Raw genomic sequence first — 22,307 nt, 5'->3', positions numbered from 1 at the left:
TTTATTTAGAAAGTGCTAACATTCTCTCGATAGGTAGCAATGCATCTGCAGCTAATTTTTCATCTACTTCAATAGCAGGTAATTCGTATTTTAAACACAAAAATAATTTTTTCATGGTATTCATTCTCATGTAAAAACATTCGCTACAAGCACAAGTATTATCTTCTTCTGCAGGAGCAGGAATTAAATGCTTGTTAGGAACTTGTTTAATCATTTCATGTAAAATACCAGCTTCTGTAGCTACAATAAATTTTTCTTTTTTGCTCTCTCTCGCGTATTTTAACAAACCAGCAGTAGAACCAATATAGCTCGCTGTTTTTAAAATATGTGATGGAGATTCTGGATGTGCAATAATTTCAGCGTCTGGATGCTCCGCAGCAAGAGTCAATAATTTTTCAATAGAAAAAGCTTCATGCACCATACAAGCTCCATCCCATAAAACCATATCCCTTCCTGTTTCTTTGTTTAAATAATCTCCTAAGTTTTTATCTGGAGCAAAGATGATTTTTTGATCTTTTGGAAAAGAATTGATAATTTTTACAGCGTTTGATGAAGTACAAACAATATCACTCATTGTTTTAATTTCAGCAGAACAGTTGATGTAGGTTACCACTTTATGCTCAGGGTATTTTGCTTTAAAAGCTTTAAAATCTTCTGGCGGACAAGAATCTGCCAAAGAACAACCCGCTTTTAGATCGGGTAATAAAACCTTTTTCTTAGGGTTTAAAATTTTTGCAGTTTCGGCCATAAAGTGAACTCCGCAAAATACAATGACATCTGCATCAGTTTTTGCAGCTTCTTGTGCAAGCTGTAAACTATCACCTACAAAATCAGCAATATCTTGAATGGCTTCTTCTTGATAATAATGAGCCAATATGACAGCATTTTTCTCCTTCTTTAATCGATTGATTTCCGCTACATAATCTGTAGTGTCTTTGGTATCGATATCTAAAAAACCTTTATTATTTAAGTTTTCTTTTGCTTTTGCTAAAGTGTCCATTACATTAGTTTTGAAGTACAAATTTACAAAAAAAGAGCCTATGTAGGCTCTTTTGATTTTATGTTGGTCTTATTTAGATTGACCTTACAGCATATTTCCAACCGAAAGTATCTTCTGCTTTACCAGTTTGAATGTCTGTTATTTTCTTTTTAATAATAGATGCATAGCTGTTTTCTAATTTAGGAAGATCGTAATCGTTTCCTTTAAAGTGAAAACTTACAATAGGGTTGATAACCGCCGCTGTACCTGCTCCAAACATCTCTAATAAAGTTCCATTTTTTGCAGCATCTTCAATTTCGTAAACAGAAATATCTCTTACTTCAACTTTATATCCTTCTTTTTCTGCAATGGCAATCACACTTTTACGAGTAATACCATCTAAGATTCTGTCAGAAGTTGGAGCAGTAATTAAAGTATCACCTACTCTAAAGAAAACGTTCATTGTTCCCGCTTCTTCTAATTTTTCGTGCGTACTAGAATCTGTCCAAACTACTTGTTGATATCCTGCTTCGTTTGCTAATTTTGTAGGATAGAATTGCCCTGCGTAGTTCCCTGCACATTTTGCAAATCCAACTCCTCCACTTGCAGAACGACTGTATTTATCGGCAAATAATACTTTTACATCTCCGCTGTAATATGATTGCGCTGGAGATAAAATAAACATGAATTTATAACGCTTTGCTGGTGAAGCCGAAACTCCTGGTTCTGTAGCAATAATAAAAGGACGGATGTACATAGAACTACCTTCTGTAGTTTGTATCCATTCTTTATCAATATTTAACAACAACTCCATTCCGTCAAAGAATAAATCTTTAGGAAATTCAGGAATTGCCAAACGCACAGCAGATTTGTTTAACCTGATTAAGTTATCTTCAGGTCTAAATAACCAGACGGCACCATCGACAGACTTGTAGGCTTTCATTCCTTCAAAAATTGCTTGACCGTAATGGAATACTTTAGCTGATGGGTCTAGAGAAATAGGACCATAAGGTCTAATCTGAGCGTTTTTCCACTCTCCATCAATGTAATCACATTCAAACATGTGATCCGTAAAGTTTTCTCCAAACGATAAATTGCTAAAATCTACCTCATTAATCTTTGTGGTAGTAGATTTTTTAATCGTGATGTTCTGGTTGTTAATTCCCATGATTTCGTTTGTAAAAAAATATATTTATGAAGAACAAAAGTAAATATAAAAATTGTAAAGTATGCAATAAAAAGACTTTTTAACAAAGTATATTAATACCTATATTTGCTGCCATAAACCAACTGTTTTGAAAAGACAAATAATCATAACATCTGACGGATCTACTACGATTCACCTCCCTGCATGGAACGAGAATTATCATTCCACGCACGGTGCTATTCAAGAGGCCTATCATGTGTTTATTGAAATGGGTTATAAATCTATGGAAAAAGATGATTTTTCTATTCTTGAAATTGGTTTTGGAACAGGCTTAAATGCTTTTATTACGTTGTTAGAAACGGCTAAAGATCAACGTAAAATAAATTATGTTGGGATAGAGGCTTACCCTGTTAGAGAAGATGAGTTGTTGGCTTTGAATTATGTGTCAGAATTAGATACTAGAAATTTATCGCATAAGTTTGAGGAAATGCACTTAACCCCTTGGAACAAGCCACAAGAGGTAACGCCTAATTTCACTTTGACCAAACGTCAAATGTTTTTTCATAATTTACATGATATAGATACGTTTGATTTGATTTATTTTGATGCTTTTGGAGCCAGAGTACAACCTGATTTATGGACAGAAGAAATTTTTGAGTTGATGTTTAAAGCCCTAAAACCGGGTGGGAAAATAGTTACTTATGCCGCTAAAGGGAGTGTGCGTAGAGCCATGCAAACAGTAGGGTTTTTAGTAGAAAGATTGCCTGGCCCTCCAGGAAAAAGAGAAATGTTAAGAGGGACTAAAAAAATATAAATATGACAGAGTTTACAAGACCAAAAAGAAAAAAGCCAAACAGACTTAGAGTTATTTTATTAGTAGCCTTGTTGTTTTTGGTGTTGTATTTGTTAAAAAATGCAGATGCTTTGATAGCTCAGTTTTTAAACAAATAACTAACGTTTAAACTTTCTTCCTTTCCAATTATAGCCACCAAAAAGCGCTTTTATTCCTATATAAGTATTTAAAAAAGGATAAAGTATTCCCACCAATACATATTGTTGAATACTGATTTTTTGTTTTAATTTTTTATTGGTTATCAAAATGATAATCAGGTCGATTCCGATTTTTAGAAGCAACAGATAAAAAGTAAATAGCGGTTTTAACATCAATCCAAATACAATGAATAATTGGGTGATTAAAACGATTAATCCAATAAACTTGGTAAAAAAACTTTTGTAATGTGTGCTTTTGGCAGCCCAACGAATGCGTTGTTGAATTACCTTTTTCCAGTTATTTTCCGCTTTTGTAACAACTAGTGCTTCTGTAGTATTTAAATAATGTACTTTTTTTGGAAAGTCTTTCACAAAATTTTCCAAAGTAAAAACATCGTCACCACTTGCAATGTTGGTTTGATGAGATTGCATTTGTAGATACGCTTTTTTATCAAAACCCATATTGGCAGCATTACACATCATTGGTTGTTGAATTCCAAAACTTCCCATGGTCACGCTAATCAAACTTAGACTGTCGTATTTTTGATATTGTTCCACAAAATTCTTGTTGGTTTTAAGTGCAATAGGCCCTGCTACGAATAAACTTTGTTTTTGATATATGATACTATTATATGCATATAACCAATTTTTAGGAAGGACACAGTCTGCATCAGTAGTGATGATAAAATCAAACTTCGTAGCTTTGATTCCAACTTGAATGGCATCTTTTTTAGGAGAATAGCTTACTCGTTGGTTGTTTAATATTTTGATATTTGGTATTTTGTCTTGCCATTGTTTGATGATGTTTACAGAGTTGTCTGTAGATTCGTCATCAATCAAAAGAATTTCAAAATTGTCTGAATCATATTCCAAATTTTGAATGCTTTTTAAAAGGTTATTTAAAGATTTTTCTTCGTTCCTAAAAGGAATCAAAATGCTAAATCTTTGTTGATGTAAAGATTGATCAACTTCTGTTTTAGGCAAACGAATCAATCCAACTATAAAAAGAAGAATCATCAAACTATAAAGGATTATGACAATCATATTTGTTCTTTTTTTAGATGATAAAATTGTAAAAAACTTCCTGTAATGGCTGGAGCAGCATGGTTGCAAATCCATAAAATAAAATAAGCAATTAAAACATGAGCTTCGGAATATCCTAAAGGAACCAAAACAAACAAGGCTACACTTCCTTTAATGGCAAAATCTAAAATATTTAAAATGGGTAGTAAAGAACTTAACAAATAAATAGCACAAATTCCTGCATATAAAGCGATGGTGTCTAATTTATCATGATGTAATAATACCATCAACAAAAAAGAAAAGAAAATGAATTTTATCACTGAAAACAGGAACAATTGCATGTGAACTTTTACGGGAATACTTTTAATATATGCTATGATTTTTTTTCTGAAAACAATAAAAACAATCAACCCTATAAAACTAGTAATCATTAAAAATGTTTGTTGATTAAAAGCTCTAGCATCAATATTGTCAATCAAATAATAAACGCCCCAACTTCCAAAAATAATGGTAGTCATCATTTGATAAATCCCTTTGGATAAATTTAAAAGCACAATTTTTTTGCTGTGCTCTTTGGAATAAAAAAGGATTTTTTTGAAATAATTCCCTGAGTTAAAAGGGGTAATCAATCCATAAGTATAAGCCACCAAAGTTTCGTAAGCTGCTTTTTTAAAAGAAATTTTTTCAAAAGTCTGAATTACAATTTTCCACTTCAAAATTTCAAAAGTCCAATTTCCCAAAGACAAAAGAATGATAAAAATAAGAGTTACAGGATTTAAAAAATCATAGAGATCTGATGCGCTAAAGGTAGTGGTGGAAACTCTATAAGCGATATAGAACAAGGCAATACAGCTTACCACATATTTTAATATGCGATTGAGCAAAGCAAAATGTTTACGAATTGATTTAAGCATGCAGTATGGTAGCATTCAATTTAGCTATCTTTGCTAAAATAGTTAAATCCACTTTATTGGCTGTAGAAAAAATCATATTAGGTATAGACCCTGGAACCACCATTATGGGATTTGGAGTAATTAAGGTCGTAGGAAAAAAAATGGAGTTTGTTCAAATGAACGAATTGTTGTTAAGTAAATACAGCGATCCTTATGTAAAACTACGCTTGATTTTTGAACGAACCATAGAATTAATAGACACGTATCACCCAGATGAATTGGCTATTGAAGCTCCGTTTTTTGGAAAAAATGTACAATCGATGTTAAAGTTGGGTAGGGCACAAGGAGTGGCTATGGCTGCTGGTTTGTCTAGAGATATTCCAGTGACAGAATACTTACCTAAAAAAATTAAAATGGCCATTACCGGAAATGGAAATGCCAGTAAAGAACAAGTAGCTTTAATGCTTAAGAGTTTATTAGATTTAAAAACGTTACCCAAAAACTTAGATGCTACCGATGGTTTGGCGGCAGCCGTTTGTCACTTTTTTAACAGCGGTGTTAAAGTTGGAGGGAAAAACTATACAGGTTGGGCAAGTTTTGTGAGTCAGAATGAAAGTAAGATAGTAAAGTAGTTGAGTTGCTTAATCGTTTATTTGTGAAATGGTTTAAGTAATTAACATCAACATAATAAAGATAAAATGCTCAGAGGTTAATTACAAATTAGTGAAAAAGTAACTAAGCAGTTAAACAAATCAACAAATCATCAATAAAAATGTCAGGTATTTATTTGCACATTCCGTTTTGTAAAAAAGCATGTCATTATTGCGATTTTCATTTTTCTACTTCCTTAAAAAATAAAGAACCTTTATTAAAAGCATTGGCACAAGAAATTATTTTAAGAGCTAATGAATTTAAAAACAAAAAAGTAGAAACCATTTATTTTGGAGGAGGAACACCAAGTATTTTGGAGGTTGATGAAATTAAAAACATCATTAAAATGATTAGAGAAAACTATGAGGTAGTTCAGTTTCCTGAAATTACTTTAGAAGCCAATCCTGATGATTTAACAGATGATAAAATAAAAGAGTTAGTCCGAACAGAAATTAATAGGTTGAGTATTGGGGTGCAATCTTTTGGTGATAAAGAGTTGCTAATGATGAACAGAGCACATTCGTCTCAAGAAGTAAAACAATGCTTGCAAACAGCTACACAATATTTTGACAATATTACCATTGATTTGATGTATGGAATTCCAGGATTGTCTAATGAGGAATGGAAACAAAATATTCAACAAGCCTTAGATTTTGGAATTTCACATATTTCCTCTTACGCTTTAACGGTTGAAGAAGGAACTGCTTTGGATAATTTTATTAAAAAAGGAAAATATCCTGCCATTGATGAAAGTCTAGCAGCACAACATTTTGATATTTTGGTTGATACCTTAATCCAAGCAGGATTTGATCATTATGAAATATCAAATTTTGGAAAGCCGAACTTTTACTCCAAGCACAATACTTCTTATTGGTTAGGAAAATGGTATTTAGGTTTTGGACCCTCGGCACATTCTTTTAAAGGAACAGTTAGAAGTTGGAATGTGGCTAACAATGCTAAATACATCAAATCTTTATCGGAAAATAATTTGCCTTTCACTCAAGAAACGTTGACTATCAAAGATCAGTACAACGAATATATCATGACGGGTTTGAGAACTATTTGGGGCGTGTCTTTAGAAAAGATTTCTCAAGATTATGGTTTGAAAACAAGGACTTTTTTAGAAAAACAGATTCAACCTTTTTTAGAAAATGGCACTTTATCTTTAAAACAACATCAGCTAAAAACTACTCAAAAAGGAAAGTTTTTAGCTGATGGAATTGCTAGCGAATTGTTTTGGGTTTAAGCGATGGTATTGGTTTTGGCATTTAAAAATGTTTTTAAACCATGCTCTCCCAGTTCTTTTCCATAACCAGATTTTTTAATTCCTCCAAAAGGAAATTTAGGATCGCTTGTTACTTTAAAATTGATGGAGACATAACCCGCTTCTATTTTTGTAGCCAATATTTTGGCTTTTTCAATATTTGTTGTCCAAATAGCGGTTCCTAGACCGTAATCAGAATTGTTAATTTCGTCAATTAAAGTATCAGCGTTTTCATAAGGAATTACGCAAATAACAGGTCCAAAAATTTCCTCTTTTAACATCGGATTGTCTTTGTTTACAATTAACAAAGTAGTTTCGTAAAAAGGGTTGTTTATTTTTCCCCCTACCATTAATTTCGCTCCGTTTTTAATGGTTTCTTCAACTTGATTTTGCAAAATAGGTAAAAATTCAGCTTTAGAAATAGGGCCTATTTGAGTACTTTTTTCTAAAGGATTTCCATGTTTTAAATTCGCTATCTTCTGTTTAAAAAAGGAAATAGCATATTCTAATTTATTTTTAGGCACAAAAATTCTTTTAGCAGCAATACATACCTGACCAGAATTAGCAGTTCTAGAATCAAAAGCAGAGGTTAAGGCGGTATCAAAATCTGCATCTTCCATAATAATAGAAGCATCTGTTCCTCCCAATTCTAATACAGATTTTTTTAAATGTTTTCCTGCTAAAGCAGCTACAGAACTTCCTGCTTTTGTACTACCTGTTAAACAAACACCCTGTACAATTGGATGAGCAATAACTTGTTCTACTTGTGGAATATCAATAATTAAATTAGTAAAAACATGTTTTGGATATCCTGCATCTTCAAATAATTGCTGAATAGCTACGGCACAACCTGTAACGTTTGGAGCGTGCTTTAACAAACAAACATTTCCTGCCATAATGTTTGGGAACGCATAACGGAATACTTGCCAAAGTGGAAAATTCCACGGCATAATTCCAAAAACGGCTCCTGTAGGATGATAACTTACATAAGTGTTTTCATCTAAAGTTTGGTTTTCTAAAAAGGCAGTTGTGTTTTGAGTAAAGTAATCAACAAGGGTACTGGTTTTTATTACTTCGGCCAAACATTGAGTAATGGGTTTTCCCATTTCTATACTAATAAGGTTTGCCAAAGCTTCTTTACGATTTAGCATTAACTCTTTTAGTTTTAATCCTAACTGTTCTTTTTCTTTAAAAGAAATATTTCTCCAATTTTTATAACTTTCTTGAGTGGCATTCAGTTTTAAATGCAACTCATCATCTGTTAAAAAAGAGTATTGATGAATCTTTTTTTGAGTATATGGATTGGTGGTAATAATCATTAGAAAATATGCAAAGTTTGATTTACAAACTTACAAAATGTATCTTAGTAGGCATCCTGTTCTGTCCTAAGAAAAATTGATGAAAAATGAATATAGAAGATTTAAGAATGTATTGTATCTCTAAAGCTCATGTAAGCGAGAGTTTTCCTTTTGATGAATCCACCTTGGTTTTTAAAGTATCTGATAAAATGTTTACTTTGGCTGGTTTAGAAAGAATTCCACATGCAGTAAATGTAAAATGCAATCCTGATTTGGCTGTGGAGTTAAGAGAAAAATATTCATCGGTAACACCAGCTTTTCACATGAATAAAAAACATTGGAATACTATTTTGTTAGCTTCAGAAATGTCTACAGATGAAATAAAAAAATGGATAGACCATTCTTATGATTTGGTAGTAAATAGCTTTACAAAAAAGAAACAAAAGGAATTAGGTTTTATAAAATAGTTAAATTTCAGGATGTTATGCTTGAAGCATAAATTTTGATTAACTTTAGCCCTCGATTTAAAAAAGTGGAAGATGTTTTGGTATCATGAAGAGTTAGAAAGATTAGAGCGAGAAAAGAAAAAGTTAACATACAAACCCAATATGGTTTTTTACGGTAGTTCTTCTTTTAACTTGTGGAATGAAATTCCTAAACTTTTTAAAGAATTTACTCCAATTAATATGGCATTTGGTGGTTCTACACTGGCAGCTTGTTCTTGGTTTTATAAAAAAAATTTTAAAGGATTAAATCCTAGGGCAGTTATGATTTATGCTGGTGACAATGACTTAGGTGATGGAAGACATCCTGAAGAAGTAGTTTTGTTTTTTAGAACTTTATTAGATCAAATTAGGAAAGATTATGGAAATATTCCCGTAACTTTTGTGTCTATCAAACCAAGTCCTAGTAGATGGTACTTAGAAGGTAGCATTCGATATACAAATAGTAATATTAAGGAAATAACCAAAGAAGATAAAAACTTATACTTTATAGATATTTACGAAGCTATGTTAGACGCTTCAGGAAAACCTAACAAAGCCTATTTTATAGAGGATGGTTTACATTTAAACAGTAAAGGTTACAAAGTTTGGTATGATATCATTAAAACACATAAAGAATCATTTCCAGTGTTAGAAATGTCTTAATTTTTAAAGAAAAGCTATGAAAAGAGAATACCATAAATGGTACAGTCCCAATTTAGAAAAAGAAATGGAATTGTTGGTTTTTGGTCACTCAGGTGCAAAAGTCTTGTTTTTTCCTCCAAGAATGGGACGTTTTTTTGATTATGAAGATTGGGGAGTTATTAAAGCTTTAGAAGAAAAAATTAAGGAAGGACATTTACAACTTTTTTGTATTGATAGTATTGATACAGAAACTTTTTACAATGTACAAGATCATCCTGGACATAGAATTTACAGACATTGTCAATATGAAAATTATTTGTTAAACGAGGTTTTTCCTTTAATGCACCAAGTAAATAACAATCCAAACGTAATTTCTGCGGGTTGCAGTTTGGGAGCTTATCATGCGGTAAATATTGCCATGAGACATCCTAATTTGTTTTGTAAAGTTGTGGGAATGAGTGGGCGTTATGATTTAACAGTTTGCAAAGGTTATTTTGATGATTTATTAGGTGGGTATCACAATGATTTTGTGTACTATCACATGCCTAATCAGTATTTAAAAAACTTGGATGATGGAGCTTTAATTTCCGACATCAAAAAATTAGATATTGTTTTAGTGATTGGTAAAAATGATTTGTTTTTAGAAAGCAACTATGAATTAAAAACCATTCTTGATGAAAAGGAAATTTCTTATCAATTTCACGAATGGGATGGCGAAGCACATAGAGCCAAATATTGGCGAAAAATGGTAGCTATTTATATTTAAAAACTGATTATTGTAATCTCATAAATCTCTGTCACTTCGAGTAAGTCTCGTAATGTAATGTAGAGATTTGTATCGAGAAGTATCTTTTAATAATAATCTATTCTTGGAGCGTGGTTAATATTAAAATTACAAGACCTAGCAATAAAGCAATAATTGTGAGCTTCATTAAAAATTACTTCAATTTCCTTGGCATCTTTGTGTTTGATACAAATAGAAGGTTGTAAGGTCACTTCATCAAATTGTCCACTTCCATTAGGGTTTACTTTTAGAATTCCAATGGGTTCATCACTATAACTCGCAATTTCTATATTTTTCAATCCACACAAGTAAAAAAAAGACATCATATAACATGATGACAGAGCACTTAGCAACATTTCTTCAGGATTATATAAAGTATGATCTCCATGAAAAGTAGCATCAGCAGACCCCATTAAATTTGGTTTGTTGTTAAAACTTAATTCATAAATACGCTCATATCGCAACCTGTTCCTTTTATCTGTGGCAAGTTTTCCTTTCCACTCTAAGCCAATTTTGTAAGTATGTTCGTTACGCATTTTGTTGATGTATTTCTGTAAAGTATTGATAAAAATATGGAATGGTTTCTATTCCCTTGTAAAAGTTAAACAAACCATAATGTTCGTTAGGAGAGTGAATGGCATCGCTGTTTAATCCAAATCCCATTAAAATAGTATGACTTTTAAAAACTTCGCTAAACAAAGAAACAATAGGAATACTTCCTCCTGAAGGTTGTGGAATAGGGGTGTTGGTAAAAGTTTCTGCATAAGCTTTGTAAGCTGCTTGATAACCTGTTGAGTCTAGCGGAGTTCTGTAGGCTTTTCCTCCATGATGAGGTTTTACTACTACTTTTACAGATTTTGGAGCCAAACTCATAAAGTAGTCGGTAAATAATTGAGTGATTTTGTCAGGATCCTGACCAGGAACCAATCGCATAGAAATTTTAGCAAACGCTTTTGATGGTAATACGGTTTTAGCTCCTTCACCAATATAACCTCCCCATATTCCATTTACATCCAAAGTAGGTCTTACGGTGCTTCTCTCAAGGGTAGAAAAAGATTTTTCTCCCCATTCTTCTTCAATATTTAAGGCTTTATTATAGTCTTTTTGTTCAAAAGGAGCTTTGGCCATTTCTGTTCTTTCTTCCTCAGACAATTCATATACATCATCATAAAAACCAGGAATGGTAATGTGATTGTTTTTATCATGAAGTTTGGCAATCATTTGACTTAATATATTGATAGGATTTGCCACAGCACCTCCATAAAAACCAGAATGTAAATCTCTATTAGGTCCTGTAACTTCAATTTCTACATAACTCAATCCACGCAAACCAGTAGTAATAGAAGGCTGTTGATTAGAGATCATTCCCGTATCTGAAATTAAAATCACATCATTTTTAAACAATTCAACATGTTCTTTAATAAAAGGAGCAAGGCTTGGCGATCCAATTTCTTCTTCTCCCTCAATCATGAATTTTACGTTACATGGTAATTGATTTGTAGCAATTAAAAACTCAATGGCTTTGATATGCATAAACATTTGACCTTTGTCATCACAAGCTCCTCTGGCAAAAATGGCTCCTTCTGGATGAATTTCTGTTTTTTTAATGGTCGGTTCAAAGGCAGGCGTGTCCCAAAGTTCAATAGGATCTGCAGGTTGTACATCATAATGTCCATAAACCAAAACGGTAGGTAAATTAGGATCTATCATTTTATCTGCATAAACTACAGGATTTCCTTTGGTTGATAATATTTGTATGTTTTCACAACCAGCCTCTGCTAAAGCATTGGAAACGTGTTCGGCAGTTTGTAAAATTTGTGGTTTGTAATTAGAATCTGCACTTATAGAAGGGATTTTTAAGAGTTCAATAAGCTCATTTAAAAAGCGTTCTTTGTGGTTGGAGATGTATTGATTTATGTTTTTCATGATGAAATATTAAAGAATTACTAAAATATAATATTTCTCTTTGCAAATTGTAACTATTGTTTATATTTGCAGTCGTTAAAGATTTTAACTGCAGGCGTGGTGGAATTGGTAGACACGCTAGACTTAGGATCTAGTGCCGCGAGGTGTGAGAGTTCGAGTCTCTCCGCCTGTACAAAAAAAGGCTTCATAATTGTGAAGCCTTTTTTTATGCTCTTTATTTGAGGTTAAGGCGAGAGACACTCCTTTGTTATTTGTTTCTCTTCACATATTATCTAAAACTTATAACAAGTAATTTTTTTTAGAATTATTTCTAAACAGTAAAGAAATAATATATAAACCTCCTGTGCTTTGGGAGGTAGACTTGTACGTACCATACGTATTATTTACTGGAGTTACTTATTTATTCATGTTTGGTGTAAACATACTTTTGCAGTATAGTTTATATATTATAAAATAACCTTTTCAAAATAGATAAACTAGACTAATAATTAAAAAACAATCAATATGATAAAAAAACTATTTTTTATTTTTATTGTGCTGATATCCAGTACAATTAATGCAAGGTATTTTGAAAACAGAAAAATACTTGAATCTTTTGTTAAAGAACATGAAATTCAACCTAAAGTTTTGATTCATGATGTAGCGCTAATCAATACAATCATTCCTAGCACTAATAATGTCTTATATGTAAATAAAAATGTAAGTGGAGGAGATAAAAGTGGTAATTCTTGGGCAAATGCAATTCCTGAATTAGCAGATGCATTAATTTGGGCTCATAACAATCAAGATACTGCTTGGTCAAGTAATCCTTTACAGATTTGGGTTGCTGGCGGAACGTATACCCCGTTATATAGTCCAGAAGATGGTTCTAATTTTGGAACAAACCAAACAAGAGGTAATGCTTTTTTAATGGTTGGAAATGTTAATCTTTATGGAAATTTTAAAGGAACAGAAAAGTCGTTAAGTGAAAGGGATCTCAGTCTTACTGAAAATGAAACTATATTAAGTGGAGATCTTAATAACGATGATGATAATGGTGGAGATAATTCTGAGAACACTTATCATGTTGTAATTGCGTGTGGAAATAAAAATAATGCAATTCTAGATGGTTTTACAATAACTAAAGGAAACGCTAACGGTGGTAGTGAAGAATACTTAGTAAGCGGTAATGCTATACGTTATAATCAAGGTGGGGGAATGTTTTTTTTAGATACAAGTTCAACAATCAAAAATGTATCTATAACAAAAAATACAGCAAGTTTTGGAGGAGGAATATACAATTATGAAGTTCCCTTAAAATTAAATAATGCTACTATAAGTAATAACACGGCATCTAGTTATGGTGGTGGAGTGTATGACCGTTATTCATCTGCTGTATTATCCAATGTCTTAATAACTGAAAATACTGCAATATCAGGTGGAGGGTTGTATGGTTTTGGTACACGCTTAAAACTTATAAATAGTTGTATCTCTAATAATAGGGCAAGTATGTATGGTGGAGGTTGTTACTATACCTCTACTTCTAAAACTACTATGGTAAATACAACCTTAATTAAGAATATATCACAATCTAACTCTACAGGTCATGCTATATACAATCACTTATATTCTAGGGTTACTATTGGTAATAGCATTATTTTTGGAATTATTAGAAATACTTCTTCAGCAACATATACCTCTAATCATAGTATTATAGAAGGTTCTTCTAACACTTTAAATGGTAATATAGACGCTTCGGGACTTTCTGCTTTTGATATTTTTACCGATCCAACAAATAATGATTATAGTTTGTTAAGCTCTAGTCCAGCAGTGAATGCAGGAAACAATTCAATTTATACCGGTATAGGAGGTAACTTAAATGATGATACCGATTTAACAGGTAATACCAGATATCTGGAAGGAGTAATTGATATAGGTCCTAATGAGTATCAGGTGATTCACTCTGATAGCAGTAATATTTTATATGTAAACAAGAATGTTAGTACAGGAAATGGAAGTGGTAATTCTTGGAAAAATGCGATACCAGAATTAGCAGATGCTTTACTTTGGGCTCATAATAATCAAAATACAGAATGGGCAAGTACGCCACTACAAATATGGGTAGCTAGTGGGATTTATAATCCACTATATAGTCCAGAAGATGGAGCTGATTTTGGAACCAATCAAACAAGAGACAATGCCTTTTTGTTAGTAAAAAACGTACAAATTTATGGTAGTTTCTCTGGAGCAGAAACCAATGTAACAGACAGGAGTTTGACATCAGAAACTTATACCTCCATTTTAAGCGGTGATATTAATAAGCAAAATGATATTAGCGATAATACTTATCATGTGTTACTAGCTACAGAGAATGTTGGAGTTGCTTTAATTGATGGTTTTACTATTTCTAAAGGTAATGCCAATGATTCTGGTAGTATAACAGTAAATAGTCAAACCATTAATAGAAATTACGGGGGAGGTATATTTTTATATAACCATGCTTCTCCTACATTTAATAACATCATAATTAATACAAACTCAGCTAGTGTTGCAGGTGGTGGAATGTATTGTAGTTTATCATCTGCTCCTACAATTACAGATGCAATATTTAAAGAAAATACATCTGCAGATAATGGAGGTGCAATGTATTTGAATAGTAGTTCTCTTTTTTTGAACAAAGTGTCTTTTTACGAAAATGTAGCTGGAAATTTGGGAGGAGCTATATATAATTATAATTATGCAGATTCTAGTTTGTTTAATGTGACCATTACGAATAACAGGGCTGAAAATAATGGAGGAGGAATCTATAACTTTTCTTCTTTTCCTAGTATATCTAATACTTTCATAAGCAATAATAATGCTAAAAACGGTGGTGGTATGGCTAATTTTAATTCTTCTCCTAAAATGTTTAATGCTACATTAGCAAATAATACAGCTGTAACTTCTGGAGGAGGTATTTTTAATGATAACAATTCTGCACCTACGTTAATCAATGTTTTAATACATAGTAATAGTGCTATGAATGGTGGAGGAGTTTATAATAATAATTCTTCATCTAATTTTACGAATGTGACTTTGGCTTTGAATAACGCTGACAGTGGAAGTGGATTTTATAATGTAGCTTCAACTTTTAAAATTACCAATAGTGTTTTATGGGATACCTTCTATAATTATTCAGGATCATATACAACAAACAGCCATAGTTTTATTATGAATAGTAATAATACTTCAAACGGTAATATCAATGCTTTAGGATTTTCTGAAACAGACGTTTTTACAGATCCATATAAAGATGATTTTAGTTTAAAATCTGGTAGTCCAGCTCTTAATGTTGGTAGTAATGATGCTTATACTAATGCTGGAGGAGATTTGTCTAATGATAATGATTTAGGAGGGAATACAAGATTTTACGGAGGTATAATAGATTTAGGATGTTATGAATCAGAAGAAATAACTTTAGGTAATCATCATCATATTTTAGATGAAATGTTTTCTATTTCACCCAATCCTACAACGGGTTCATTTACAGTAAAACCATCTTTTAATTCTATGATAGAAAAACTGGAATTATACAATGTTTCAGGTCGTATTATAAAAACAGTAATCCCTAATTCTGGATTGGAGAATGTTAACGTAGATATCTCAAATTTAAGTTCTGCTATCTACTGGATTAAAATATACAGTAATGCAGGTATAAGTGTTTCACAAATAATTAAGCACTAAAAGTATTACAAACCTCCTTGTTTTAAAGGAGGTTTGTTACTTTCTTAAATAACAATCCCATTTCTCCTGCAATCTTTTTTGAAGTATTTAAGTATACTTCTTTTTCGTTTTCTTCATCATCACTCCATTTAGGGTCTTTGTAGGGTAAATGAAAACGAGCAGAAGCTTCTAAAATAACAGGACAATTTTCATCAGCATTTCCACAAGTAGTAATGGCAATAAAAGGAGTTTGATTGATAGGGTCATCTATAACCTTAGAATAACCTAAAACTTCTTTCTTCGCTCCAATGTAATTAATTAAATACTTAGGGTTTTTGTGGCTAAATTCTTCTAAACTAAACTTAAAACCAGCTTCTTCTAAAGCTTTTAAAGTACCATTATAAAATGACGTAGCACTAGTTCCACTAGAAAAACTAGATGCGTTATCAATTCCATAATATTCCATCGCATAATAGGCCCAAACCTGTGCAAACTGACTTCTTCTAGAGTTGTGAGTGCATATAAAGTTGATATTAACTTCTCCTTTTTTGTGAATTGTTTTTACAATTTTATTCGCTATATTTTCTAGTAAAGTTTCTCTTTGAATATCTAACTTTGTATTTCTGATAGCTCTTTCAAAAAAATCCTTAACATTCGCTTTATGTAGGATGGTCATTTAAGGTGTTTTAATATTATAAAACACAAATATAGGAGAGTACGTATAAACAGATGTTAATATATAATTAAGGAACAATGAAACTTAAATCAGGTGATAAAGTACTGGTAAAAGACTCCGTTATAAAAGGAATGGTTTCTAAAGTGTTGAAAAACAGCGTTCTTGTTTTAGATGAAGATGGTTTTGAGTTAGAATATGACACCCGTCAATTGATTTTAGTAGAAATAGAACAATCTGAAATGTCAAAATTCTCAGATATTAATAACAAAATGTTACGTCAAAAAGCATCGTTGATAGAACAAAACAAAAGAAGTTCTAAAAAATCTAAACAAGAAAAATATGGTGTGGTCATGGAGGTAGATTTACATATTGAAAAATTAGTAAAATCTAAATCAGGAATGTCTAATGGCGATATTTTAAACAAACAATTAGATACGGCTCAGCATAAGGTTGATTTTGCTATCAAGAACAGAATCCCTAAAATTGTATTCATTCATGGGGTAGGAGAAGGGGTCTTAAAAGATGGATTGTACAGTATTTTTAATCGATATTCTTTAAAATATGAGGAAGCTTCTTATCAAAGATATGGTTTGGGAGCAACAGAAGTTACTTTTTAAAACAAAAACAGCGTATTGAAATTATCAATACGCTGTTTTTTTATGAGGTGTTTTTTAGCTATGATTCTAAAGATTGCATATTCACCAAATTGTAATAGGTTCCTTTTAAACTAATCAAGTCTTCGTGTTTTCCTTGCTCTACAATTTCTCCTTTTTTCATTACGATAATTAGATCTGCATTTTGAATGGTAGATAATCTGTGAGCAATCACAATAGATGTTCTATTTTCCATCATGTTTTCCAAAGCTTGTTGCACCAAATGTTCAGATTCAGTATCTAAAGCTGAAGTAGCTTCATCTAAAATCATAATTGGTGGATTTTTAAACACAGCTCTAGCAATGGCAATTCTCTGTTTTTGTCCTCCTGAAAGCAATCCTCCACTGTCTCCAACAGGACTGTTATAGCCTAAAGGAATGTCTTTAATAAATTCATGAGCGTTGGCGATTTTTGCAGCTTGCATCACCGCTTCATCTGTGGCGTCAGAAATACCCAAGGCAATGTTATTTTTAATGGTATCATTAAATAACAATGCTTCTTGAGCCACAATCCCCATTTGTGCTCTTAAAGATTTTGTATTGATGGTTTTAATATCTACACCATCAATGGTAATTTTTCCTTCATTAACATCCCAGAAACGAGTGATCAAATTGGCTAAAGTAGATTTTCCACTACCAGATTGTCCAACCAATGCCACCGTTTTTCCTTTTGGAATGGTTAAAGAAAAATTCTTTAACACATATTCTTGATCATACTTAAATGAAATATTATCAAAAACAATTTCTTGATTGAATCCTGTAATTTCCACTGCATTTTTTTGATCTGCCAATGGATTGGTGCTGTCTAAAATTTCAATGACTCTATCTGCTGCTGCATTTCCTGTTCTAATGCTATTGTTGGCTTTAGAAATAGCTTTTGCAGGTGTTAGAATGTTATAGGCCAATCCCATAAAAACAATAAATTGACTTGGTTCAATAGATTCACCAACCAATACCATTCTTCCTCCAAACCAAAGCAAACAAGCAATGGTTGCAATTCCTAAAAATTCACTTGTAGGACTAGAAGCAGAGGTACGTTTTCCCATCTTGTTACTTAGTTTAAGAATGGTATCGCTTAATTCATTATATCTGTTAATAATAAATTTTTCAGCATTAAAAGCTTTGATAATTCTTAATCCTGTAATGGCTTCTTCAATACTACTTAACATATTTCCTCCTTGTTGAAAAATAGCGGTAGATTGTTGTTTAATTTTTTTTGTGATGATAGAAATTACAAATCCAGAAACAGGGATGAATGTGAATATAAACAGAGACAATTCCCAACTCATATTAAACATTATAACCAAGGTGAAAACAATGTTTAAAGGCTCTCTAATAAAAGTGATTACCAAATCTAAATAAGTATTGTTTACAATACCAATATCATTGGTTGCTCTAGAAATCACATCTCCTTTTCTTTTTTCTGAATAGAAGGAAACAGGTAAAGAAATAATTTTCTCAAACATTTCATTTCTGATGTCTTTTAAAACATCATTTTTTAAAAACATCATGTAAATATTCCCCAAGTAACCAAAGATGTTTTTTAGTAAAAAAACTAAAACAACTCCAGCAACCATATAAGTTAAGGTATTTTCAATACCGTTGTCTATAGTGTTAGTGGTTACAAAATAATTTAAAAAAGTTTCTAAATACTCTTTATTTAGATGAGTAATTCCAGGGAAATCAGGTTTTATAGTAATAGGGTCTGTTTCACCAAAAATAACACTCAATACCGGCATTAAAGTTACAAACGATAAAGCGGTAAATAAGGCATATAAGATGTTAAATAATATGGCAAAAAAGCCTTGCCATTTGTATGGCAAGGCATAGGATAAAAATCTTTTAAAATTTTTCATTCATTAATTTAGGTTTAAGGCTACAATTACATCTTTAATTTTTTGATCTAATTGCGCTTCTACTGTTTCTGCTTGGTCGTGACTATTTAAAGTTCCTTTAACGCCAAAGTAGAATTTTATTTTTGGTTCGGTACCACTAGGTCTTACACAAACTTTTGTCCCGTCTTCTGTATGATAAATTAATACGTTAGATTTTGGAACATCAATAGTTGTTTCTTTTCCTGTGATTAAATTCTTTTTTGTAGAATATTCATAATCACAAACATATTTTACTGGAGAACCTAAGATTTCTTTTACAGGATTTGCACGGAAGTCGGCAATCATTTGTTGAATTTGCGCAGCACCGTCCATTCCTTTTTTGGTGATAGAAATTAAACTCTCTTTATAGTATCCATGTTGGATGTAAATATCTAACAATTGTTGATATAAAGTTGTTCCATTAGCTTTTGCATGGGCAGCCATTTCACAAGCTAATAAACAAGAAGTCACCGCATCTTTATCGCGAACAAAATCACCAATCATATATCCAAAACTTTCTTCTCCACCACCTACAAAATCTTTGGTTGGATTGTCAGCAATTGCTTTTCCAATCCATTTAAATCCGGTTAAAGTAATAACCGTATCAATTCCGTAATGATCTGCTAAAACTTTTACCATTTCTGAAGAAACAATAGTGGTTGCAGTGAATTGAGTTCCGTTTAATTTTCCTGCTTTTTTCTTTTGGTTGATTAAGAAATCAGTCATTAAAATCATGGTTTGATTCCCATTTAACAACTTCATGTTACCGTCTAAATCTCTTACCGCAATTCCTAAACGATCACTATCAGGGTCACATCCCATTAAAATATCAGCATTTATTTTATTAGCCAATGCAGTAGCCATTTCTAAAGCTTCTGGCTCTTCTGGGTTTGGCGATTTTACAGTAGGGAAGTCTCCATTTGGAATGGCTTGTTCTTCTACAATATGTACATCACTAAATCCTGCTTTATTTAAAACTTGAGGAACTGATTTAATAGAGGTTCCGTGTAAAGCTGTAAAAACAATTTTTAAAGCACTTCTGTCAACTTCTCCAAAAGTTCCGTTGTCTACAGATACTTGGTTAAAAGCATTGTCTACTTCTTCGCCAATGTAAGTTAATAGATCTTCGTTTGCGTTGAACTTAATTTTATCAAAAGAAACTTTGTTAACTTCGTTAATAATCAATCCATCATTAGGAGGTGTAATCTGACAACCATCTGCACCATATACTTTGTATCCGTTGTATTCTGGTGGGTTGTGAGAAGCTGTTAACACAATTCCAGCATCTGCTTTTAAATATCTAACAGCAAAAGACAATTCTGGAGTTGTTCTTAAGTCATCAAACAAAAAAACTTTAATTCCGTTGGCTGTAAAAACATCAGCGACTACTTTGGCAAATTCTTTACTATTGTGGCGACAATCGTAAGCAATTACCGTACTTAACTCTTTGTTAGGATTGTTCTGAATTAAAAAATCAGAAAGTCCTTGGGTCGCTTTTCCTAAAGTATATTTGTTAATTCTGTTGGTTCCTGCTCCCATAACACCACGCATACCACCAGTTCCAAATTCCATGTTTTTGTAGAATCTGTCTGTTAGTTCTTCGGGATTGTTATCTATTAAATCTTGAATTTCTTTTTGGGTTTCTGCATCAAATGTAGAGGTTAGCCATTGTTTTGAAGCTTCAATAATTTTAGGAGTTACCATGTGTGATTATAAAATTAAGTTAGTGTTTTTAGATATTATAAATATATAGAATCTGAATTAGATTTCTTTTTCAATATAGTATAAATTGTTTGCTTTTCTGTTTTTTAAAATCATCTCCCCGATAAATCCAGCAATAAACAATTGTGTTCCCAAAATCATAGTGGTTAAGGCGATGTAAAATAAAGGATTATTGGTAACTAATTTGGCGGTTTCGTGATAGTAAAAAACAATAAGTAATTTTTGAATTCCGATATAAGAGGTTGATATAAAACCAAATAAAAACATAAAAGTTCCCATCAATCCAAAGAAATGCATAGGACGTTTTCCAAATTTTGATAAAAACCACAAGGTGATTAAATCTAAAAATCCATTGGTAAAACGATCGATTCCAAATTTGGTTTCTCCATATTTTCTTGCCTGATGTTGTACAGGTTTCTCTGCAATATTTTTAAAACCAACATTTTTTGCTAAAATAGGAATGTATCGGTGCATTTCACCAGTAACATCAATGCTTTTGATGACTTTTTTTTGATACGCTTTTAAACCACAATTAAAATCATTCAACTCAATTCCAGAAGTTTTTCTAGCTGCCCAATTGAATAATTTTGAAGGAATGTTTTTTCTTATTTTAGAATCGTAACGTTTCTTTTTCCACCCACTTACAATATCATGTCCTCCTTGAGTAACCATGTTGTAAAGTTCTGGGATTTCTTCAGGACTGTCTTGCAAATCAGCATCCATGGTGATAATAACATCACCTTGTGCTTTTTTAAAACCAGCATTTAATCCTTGAGACTTTCCAAAGTTTTTTAAGAATTTAATTCCCTTAACGTTTGGGTTTTCAGCTTGCAAAGTTGTAATCTTTTTCCAAGAATCATCGGTGCTTCCATCATCAATAAAAATAAGTTCGTAACTGTAATTATTTTGTTTCATTACGGTTACAATCCATTGGTGTAATTCTTGTAAAGAATCCGCCTCATTTAACAATGGAATGACAATAGATATTTGCATGCTTGTTTTATTTATTACGTACAAATATAGCTGTTACTACTGCAGTAATAAAACCTATAAATAAGTTTGATGCAAAAGTGAATAAGACTCCGGTGATTATTAAATTGTTTTTTGAATCTTCAGCTTTTTGATTTATTTCATTAACACTCATGTTAGGAGTATTAGTATTTAAAGTGATTACACCTTGTTTGTACTCCTCTAATGTATTAGGTTCAATACTAAATATGAACAATAACATATAAAGAGTATAGGTAAGAGAAATAATAAGTGCAATTGATAACCCTACTTTAATTATTGATTTAAAATCAATAAATTTCTTTTGTTTTTGACCAACAATAATTCCTAGTGCCGTAAATATAATAGGAATTACAAAGCGGATGTATAGTTGAATATTTGTATAGCCTGCTAAGAAAGGATTTTTATTGTATAGCAAATATGGGATGTGTTCGTTTAGGCAAAAAGCAAATCCAGCGATAATTGAAATGAATAAAATAGGGTTTGTTTTTATATAATTTTTCATTTTTCTATTTAAAATTTAAAGGCAAATATAGGTATTTATTAGGCTAAAGTGTACGCTTTGAACAAGATGAATTGAATGTTAAAAAATCATGTGTTAAATGTTGTGAG

21 protein-coding genes and 1 tRNA gene are annotated in these 22,307 nt (G+C 31.8%); 10 read left to right on the top strand and 12 right to left on the bottom strand.

What is annotated here, in order from left to right:
* Window position 1 precedes the first annotated feature (1 nt).
* Window positions 2-1,000, bottom strand: coding sequence for a quinolinate synthase NadA (gene nadA / locus QVZ41_RS00935; protein ID WP_302882681.1), 999 nt, complete (start codon window positions 998-1,000; stop codon window positions 2-4).
* A gap of 73 nt (window positions 1,001-1,073) precedes the next feature.
* Complete coding sequence (locus QVZ41_RS00930) at window positions 1,074-2,147, bottom strand: branched-chain amino acid aminotransferase (protein WP_302882680.1); 1,074 nt, start codon at window positions 2,145-2,147, stop codon at window positions 1,074-1,076.
* A gap of 127 nt (window positions 2,148-2,274) precedes the next feature.
* Between QVZ41_RS00930 and mnmC2 the strand changes: the two genes are divergently transcribed.
* Window positions 2,275-2,940 (top strand): tRNA (5-methylaminomethyl-2-thiouridine)(34)-methyltransferase MnmC2, encoded by a 666-nt coding sequence (gene mnmC2, locus QVZ41_RS00925; protein WP_302882679.1) that lies wholly within the window; start codon window positions 2,275-2,277, stop codon window positions 2,938-2,940.
* Between the two features lie 2 nt (window positions 2,941-2,942).
* Window positions 2,943-3,077: a hypothetical protein gene (locus QVZ41_RS00920; protein WP_302882678.1), complete on the top strand. Its 135-nt coding sequence runs from the start codon at window positions 2,943-2,945 to the stop codon at window positions 3,075-3,077.
* Here the strand turns inward: QVZ41_RS00920 and QVZ41_RS00915 are convergent, their stop codons facing one another.
* Together QVZ41_RS00915 and QVZ41_RS00910 are read right to left on the bottom strand one after the other, a co-directional pair.
* Window positions 3,078-4,160 carry a glycosyltransferase gene (locus QVZ41_RS00915; RefSeq protein ID WP_302882677.1) on the bottom strand — a complete coding sequence of 361 codons (1,083 nt, stop codon included), beginning with the start codon at window positions 4,158-4,160 and terminating at the stop codon, window positions 3,078-3,080. It lies immediately after the preceding gene.
* Window positions 4,157-5,053, bottom strand: coding sequence for a hypothetical protein (locus QVZ41_RS00910; RefSeq protein WP_302882676.1), 897 nt, complete (start codon window positions 5,051-5,053; stop codon window positions 4,157-4,159). Before QVZ41_RS00910 ends, QVZ41_RS00915 begins: the two co-directional genes overlap by 4 nt.
* A 56-nt stretch (window positions 5,054-5,109) precedes the next feature.
* On the opposite strand from QVZ41_RS00910, the gene ruvC reads away from it, so the two are divergent.
* Window positions 5,110-5,664, top strand: coding sequence for a crossover junction endodeoxyribonuclease RuvC (gene ruvC, locus QVZ41_RS00905; protein WP_302883461.1), 555 nt, complete (start codon window positions 5,110-5,112; stop codon window positions 5,662-5,664).
* 140 nt (window positions 5,665-5,804) lie between these two features.
* Window positions 5,805-6,929 (top strand): radical SAM family heme chaperone HemW, encoded by a 1,125-nt coding sequence (gene hemW, locus QVZ41_RS00900; RefSeq protein WP_302882675.1) that lies wholly within the window; start codon window positions 5,805-5,807, stop codon window positions 6,927-6,929.
* Here the strand turns inward: hemW and QVZ41_RS00895 are convergent.
* Window positions 6,926-8,266: an aldehyde dehydrogenase family protein gene (locus QVZ41_RS00895; protein ID WP_302882674.1), complete on the bottom strand. Its 1,341-nt coding sequence runs from the start codon at window positions 8,264-8,266 to the stop codon at window positions 6,926-6,928. The genes hemW and QVZ41_RS00895 overlap by 4 nt on opposite strands.
* Before the next feature lie 86 nt (window positions 8,267-8,352).
* On the opposite strand from QVZ41_RS00895, the gene QVZ41_RS00890 reads away from it, so the two are divergent.
* From QVZ41_RS00890 to QVZ41_RS00880, 3 genes are all read left to right on the top strand, one after another.
* A complete protein-coding gene (locus tag QVZ41_RS00890; RefSeq protein ID WP_302882673.1) occupies window positions 8,353-8,712 on the top strand; it encodes an MmcQ/YjbR family DNA-binding protein in 360 nt (119 codons plus the stop codon).
* Window positions 8,713-8,784: 72 nt separating this feature from the next.
* Complete coding sequence (locus tag QVZ41_RS00885; RefSeq protein WP_302882672.1) at window positions 8,785-9,393, top strand: GDSL-type esterase/lipase family protein; 609 nt, start codon at window positions 8,785-8,787, stop codon at window positions 9,391-9,393.
* Between the two features lie 16 nt (window positions 9,394-9,409).
* Window positions 9,410-10,138: an esterase family protein gene (locus QVZ41_RS00880; RefSeq protein ID WP_302882671.1), complete on the top strand. Its 729-nt coding sequence runs from the start codon at window positions 9,410-9,412 to the stop codon at window positions 10,136-10,138.
* Window positions 10,139-10,224: 86 nt separating this feature from the next.
* Here QVZ41_RS00880 and QVZ41_RS00875 read toward each other — a convergent pair whose 3' ends face one another.
* Together QVZ41_RS00875 and QVZ41_RS00870 are read right to left on the bottom strand one after the other, a co-directional pair.
* Complete coding sequence (locus QVZ41_RS00875; RefSeq protein ID WP_302882670.1) at window positions 10,225-10,692, bottom strand: OsmC family protein; 468 nt, start codon at window positions 10,690-10,692, stop codon at window positions 10,225-10,227.
* The gene (locus tag QVZ41_RS00870) at window positions 10,685-12,082 is read right to left on the bottom strand and encodes a dipeptidase (protein WP_302882669.1); all 1,398 of its coding nucleotides are present in this window, start codon (window positions 12,080-12,082) and stop codon (window positions 10,685-10,687) included. Before QVZ41_RS00870 ends, QVZ41_RS00875 begins: the two co-directional genes overlap by 8 nt.
* Window positions 12,083-12,172: 90 nt before the next feature.
* On the opposite strand from QVZ41_RS00870, the gene QVZ41_RS00865 reads away from it, so the two are divergent.
* Both QVZ41_RS00865 and QVZ41_RS00860 read left to right on the top strand, forming a co-directional pair.
* Window positions 12,173-12,254, top strand: a tRNA-Leu gene (locus QVZ41_RS00865).
* Window positions 12,255-12,586: 332 nt separating this feature from the next.
* Window positions 12,587-15,784: a T9SS type A sorting domain-containing protein gene (locus QVZ41_RS00860; protein WP_302882668.1), complete on the top strand. Its 3,198-nt coding sequence runs from the start codon at window positions 12,587-12,589 to the stop codon at window positions 15,782-15,784.
* Between the two features lie 22 nt (window positions 15,785-15,806).
* Here QVZ41_RS00860 and QVZ41_RS00855 read toward each other — a convergent pair whose 3' ends face one another.
* Complete coding sequence (locus tag QVZ41_RS00855) at window positions 15,807-16,439, bottom strand: low molecular weight phosphatase family protein (RefSeq protein WP_302882666.1); 633 nt, start codon at window positions 16,437-16,439, stop codon at window positions 15,807-15,809.
* Between the two features lie 77 nt (window positions 16,440-16,516).
* Between QVZ41_RS00855 and QVZ41_RS00850 the strand changes: the two genes are divergently transcribed.
* Window positions 16,517-17,056, top strand: a complete 540-nt coding sequence (locus QVZ41_RS00850) for a Smr/MutS family protein (RefSeq protein WP_302882665.1) — start codon at window positions 16,517-16,519, stop codon at window positions 17,054-17,056.
* A 58-nt stretch (window positions 17,057-17,114) separates the two neighbouring features.
* On the opposite strand, the gene QVZ41_RS00845 is transcribed toward QVZ41_RS00850, so the two are convergent.
* From QVZ41_RS00845 to QVZ41_RS00830, 4 genes are read right to left on the bottom strand one after another with little or no spacing between them, the layout of a single operon-like run.
* Window positions 17,115-18,947, bottom strand: a complete 1,833-nt coding sequence (locus QVZ41_RS00845) for an ABC transporter ATP-binding protein (RefSeq protein WP_302882664.1) — start codon at window positions 18,945-18,947, stop codon at window positions 17,115-17,117.
* Between the two features lie 3 nt (window positions 18,948-18,950).
* Complete coding sequence (locus QVZ41_RS00840) at window positions 18,951-20,669, bottom strand: phospho-sugar mutase (protein ID WP_302882663.1); 1,719 nt, start codon at window positions 20,667-20,669, stop codon at window positions 18,951-18,953.
* A gap of 57 nt (window positions 20,670-20,726) precedes the next feature.
* A complete protein-coding gene (locus QVZ41_RS00835) occupies window positions 20,727-21,680 on the bottom strand; it encodes a glycosyltransferase family 2 protein (RefSeq protein ID WP_302882662.1) in 954 nt (317 codons plus the stop codon).
* A 7-nt stretch (window positions 21,681-21,687) separates the two neighbouring features.
* On the bottom strand, window positions 21,688-22,200 hold the full coding sequence (locus QVZ41_RS00830; RefSeq protein WP_302882661.1) for a DUF4199 domain-containing protein: 513 nt from the start codon (window positions 22,198-22,200) through the stop codon (window positions 21,688-21,690).
* Window positions 22,201-22,307: the final 107 nt, after the last annotated feature.

This window comes from Wenyingzhuangia gilva (assembly GCF_030519655.1).
GTDB lineage: Bacteria > Bacteroidota > Bacteroidia > Flavobacteriales > Flavobacteriaceae > Wenyingzhuangia > Wenyingzhuangia gilva.
The sequence above is the reverse complement of the archived record's forward strand: the minus strand, read 5'-3'. Positions and strand labels throughout refer to the sequence as shown.

Bases quoted from the DNA above. Each gene is read 5' to 3' on its own strand.
- QVZ41_RS00910 (WP_302882676.1), bottom strand. From the start codon at position 5,053: ATGCTTAAATCAATTCGTAAACATTTTGCTTTGCTCAATCGCATATTA.
- QVZ41_RS00870 (WP_302882669.1), bottom strand. From the start codon at position 12,082: ATGAAAAACATAAATCAATACATCTCCAACCACAAAGAACGCTTTTTA.
- QVZ41_RS00890 (WP_302882673.1), top strand. From the start codon at position 8,353: ATGAATATAGAAGATTTAAGAATGTATTGTATCTCTAAAGCTCATGTA.
- nadA (WP_302882681.1), bottom strand. From the start codon at position 1,000: ATGGACACTTTAGCAAAAGCAAAAGAAAACTTAAATAATAAAGGTTTT.
- QVZ41_RS00930 (WP_302882680.1), bottom strand. From the start codon at position 2,147: ATGGGAATTAACAACCAGAACATCACGATTAAAAAATCTACTACCACA.
- QVZ41_RS00860 (WP_302882668.1), top strand. From the start codon at position 12,587: ATGATAAAAAAACTATTTTTTATTTTTATTGTGCTGATATCCAGTACA.
- QVZ41_RS00895 (WP_302882674.1), bottom strand. From the start codon at position 8,266: ATGATTATTACCACCAATCCATATACTCAAAAAAAGATTCATCAATAC.
- QVZ41_RS00885 (WP_302882672.1), top strand. From the start codon at position 8,785: ATGTTTTGGTATCATGAAGAGTTAGAAAGATTAGAGCGAGAAAAGAAA.
- QVZ41_RS00880 (WP_302882671.1), top strand. From the start codon at position 9,410: ATGAAAAGAGAATACCATAAATGGTACAGTCCCAATTTAGAAAAAGAA.
- QVZ41_RS00835 (WP_302882662.1), bottom strand. From the start codon at position 21,680: ATGCAAATATCTATTGTCATTCCATTGTTAAATGAGGCGGATTCTTTA.
- QVZ41_RS00830 (WP_302882661.1), bottom strand. From the start codon at position 22,200: ATGAAAAATTATATAAAAACAAACCCTATTTTATTCATTTCAATTATC.
- QVZ41_RS00840 (WP_302882663.1), bottom strand. From the start codon at position 20,669: ATGGTAACTCCTAAAATTATTGAAGCTTCAAAACAATGGCTAACCTCT.
- QVZ41_RS00920 (WP_302882678.1), top strand. From the start codon at position 2,943: ATGACAGAGTTTACAAGACCAAAAAGAAAAAAGCCAAACAGACTTAGA.
- QVZ41_RS00855 (WP_302882666.1), bottom strand. From the start codon at position 16,439: ATGACCATCCTACATAAAGCGAATGTTAAGGATTTTTTTGAAAGAGCT.
- QVZ41_RS00850 (WP_302882665.1), top strand. From the start codon at position 16,517: ATGAAACTTAAATCAGGTGATAAAGTACTGGTAAAAGACTCCGTTATA.
- hemW (WP_302882675.1), top strand. From the start codon at position 5,805: ATGTCAGGTATTTATTTGCACATTCCGTTTTGTAAAAAAGCATGTCAT.
- QVZ41_RS00915 (WP_302882677.1), bottom strand. From the start codon at position 4,160: ATGATTGTCATAATCCTTTATAGTTTGATGATTCTTCTTTTTATAGTT.
- QVZ41_RS00875 (WP_302882670.1), bottom strand. From the start codon at position 10,692: ATGCGTAACGAACATACTTACAAAATTGGCTTAGAGTGGAAAGGAAAA.
- QVZ41_RS00845 (WP_302882664.1), bottom strand. From the start codon at position 18,947: ATGAAAAATTTTAAAAGATTTTTATCCTATGCCTTGCCATACAAATGG.